Origin of the sequence: Bacillus sp. S4 (assembly GCF_040838205.1) — a bacterium.
GTDB classification, from domain to species: domain Bacteria; phylum Bacillota; class Bacilli; order Bacillales; family Bacillaceae_G; genus Bacillus_A; species Bacillus_A cereus_U.
The window spans coordinates 1-2829 of sequence record NZ_JBFPJI010000392.1 but is presented as its reverse complement, the minus strand read 5'-3'; the positions used below and the strand labels follow the sequence as shown (position 1 = coordinate 2829).

Genomic DNA, 2829 nt, shown 5'->3' with positions numbered 1-2829 from the left:
ATTTCTATAGATTCATAACCTACTATTTGGAAGTTCTTTTTTGCCCATTCCTCATTAACTAGTACTCCCATGGTACCTATTTGTAAATTCTTTTCCAATATAGACGCAATCTTAATAAGCTGTGGTTCATGCCCCTGTGATTGAACCTTAATTTTATCATTCAATTTTATTCCTAAGTAATCGGCAGTCCTCTTTGAAATAACCCCTTCACCGTTTTTAAGAGGTTCCTCTAAACTTTTTCCTGATACTACTTTTATTTTTTTTATCTGGTTAAACACAGTTGAATCTATACCGGAGACTTCCATTCTTTCGGGATTAATATTATTTTTCCGCACAAAGTCATACCATTCTGAATCAGACTTTTTAAAATCGTAATCAACTAATTTAGATTTTGTATCCGTTGCAATAGCTGCTGTATTTTGTACACCTTTAATTTGCTTTATTCTTTCTAACCATTCAAAAGGAATTTGTGCATTCTCTCGACCTAGCATTGGTACACGAATAGATAAATCGGCTGGCAGACTTTTCTTTATCCCTTGCCTCATACCTTCCTGCATTGAATTCATATACATACTTCCCACCAACGCTAACATAAATCCAAAAGACAATATTGCAACTGAAATCGCTGCTTTTTGTCTATTACGTATCACGTTTCGACTACTTATGGAAGTTTCTATACGAAAGACGCGTTGGAAAGGTTTAGTGATTATTGGTGTAATAACTCGAATGATAAACGGTATAGCAAACAATAAACCTATTACAAATAAAAATGCACCTATAGGTCCAATATTTACTTTAATTAACTTTTCTAAGAAAGTTGCACAAGTTCCAATGACAATACCTACTATCGCTACAAAGAAGCTAATTATACTTATTTTCTTTTCCTTTTTATTGACGGACAAAATCACAGGCCTAAAAGCTTCTACAGGAGGAATTTTTCTTATAGACATCGCTGGAATAATAGCCCCTATAATAGACATCATAATTCCTACAATAAAAGTTGAAATTAATAGGCCCCAGGAGATTATAAAAGTCTCACTATCAACAGTTGCCCCTCCTATCCACCTATTAATCAATCCTGATACTAAACGATAGAATAAAGTACCCATTGTAACTCCTATTAAGGAACCTATACTACCAATTATTAAAGACTCAAGTAGGACTACACCTATTATTTGAACAGATCCACTTCCAAGAGCACGTAATAAGGCCCATTGTTTAAGACGATCACGTACAGATAGGAAAAAGCTTCCCATGACTAAAAGAGCCACAACAAATAGGGCAACTCCACCTAGTCCCCAGATCAAAGGTTTCATTACATTTAAGCGTTCAAATGCCTTATCAACATATAGGCGTTGATCAATTTTCACACCACTTAACACACTTTTTATTTCCGAAACTAAAAAGGCTTTTTCATTAGCATTAGCCACTTTTAATTGCACTAAATTATATTTATTTTTCAAATTCAATTCATTTTGTAACCACTCAATAGGAAAGAATGCAGTTTGCTTCATTGCAGACATTGTTGGCGGATTAATAATACCAACTACGGTTACTGTTTTTTTATTAAAAGGTGGAAAAGGCATTTCAATTTTTTCACCTAATTTAATCCCATTTTTCTCTACATAGGATTTTGTAATCGCAACTTCTGCCCCTTTTTCTGGATATCTCCCTTGATCAATCTTATATGCACGGATTTCAGGTGAATTTGGTTCGACTCCCCAATACGCCGGTTGGTTTGAAATTTCCGGTTTATTAGGTATTACATATGGTATTAATACCTTTGATACAGTTTTAAGGCTTTTAATATTCTGTATTTGATCTACTTCTTTGTCATCTAAATATTGATCATTTTTCATATAACCGAATTGCAAATTGTAGTCACCGTAATTGTTCTTAACTTGCTGTTTTACTGTTTCTTCGACAGAATTATTTCCTAATAACAACATTGTGGCTAACATAACACCTAAAGCTGTACCAAGGGCAATAAGTGATGTTCTTAATCGGTTTTCCTTAATTGATTTTATAGCATATTTAAAAATCCACATTTTCAAAACCTCCCATTCTATTGAAAGTGTGTGTTCATTATTTCTTGAATACGCTTAACTTTCTCTGAAATTTTTTCGTTAGTTTCCTCGTATTCATGAATTATTAAACCATCCAATAGAAAAACAACTCTGTCCGCATGAGCTGCTACAAAAGGATCATGTGTTACTACAACTGCCGTTTGATTTAAGTCATCACAAGCATTCCTAAGTACAGTAATTATATTTTTACTGTTTTCAGAATCTAATGCTCCTGTCGGTTCATCTGCTAATATAATTTCAGGATCATTAGCAAAAGCTCTAGCAATCGCTACTCGTTGTTGTTGACCTCCAGAAAGTTGAGAAGGAAGATGTTCCTCCTTGCCTCCTAAACCAACAATTTTCAAAAGTTTTTTTGCTTGATTTGTGGCTTTTTGTTGTTCGACATTATCCAATAATAAAGGAAGGGTAACATTTTCTTCCGCATTAAAAATAGGTATTAAGTTAAACTGTTGAAAAATGAATCCTATTTTCCTTCTTCGGAATAGTGCCAATTCTTTTTCATTCATCATTGAGATTTCTGTATCCCCTATTTTAACTTCTCCTTTTGTCGTTTGATCTATCCCCCCAAGTAATTGCAACAAAGTAGTTTTACCTGAGCCACTCGCACCCATGATACATAGGAATTCTCCTTGCTTTACTTCAAGATTTACCCCTTTCAGGATGTTTATCATTTTCTTTTCAATGAAAAATGATTTCTCTAAATTCTTAACTTCTATAATCCCCATAAATATCTCCCTATATT

The 2829-nt window shown here is 33.7% G+C and carries 2 protein-coding genes; both read right to left on the bottom strand.

The window, feature by feature from the left end; all coding sequences use genetic code 11:
• On the bottom strand, nt 1–2048 hold a 2048-nt coding region (locus AB3X48_RS20630; protein WP_367959883.1), incomplete at its 3' end, for an ABC transporter permease.
• A 17-nt stretch (nt 2049–2065) separates the two neighbouring features.
• Complete coding sequence (locus tag AB3X48_RS20625; RefSeq protein ID WP_367959884.1) at nt 2066–2812, bottom strand: ABC transporter ATP-binding protein; 747 nt, start codon at nt 2810–2812, stop codon at nt 2066–2068.
• Nucleotides 2813–2829: the final 17 nt, after the last annotated feature.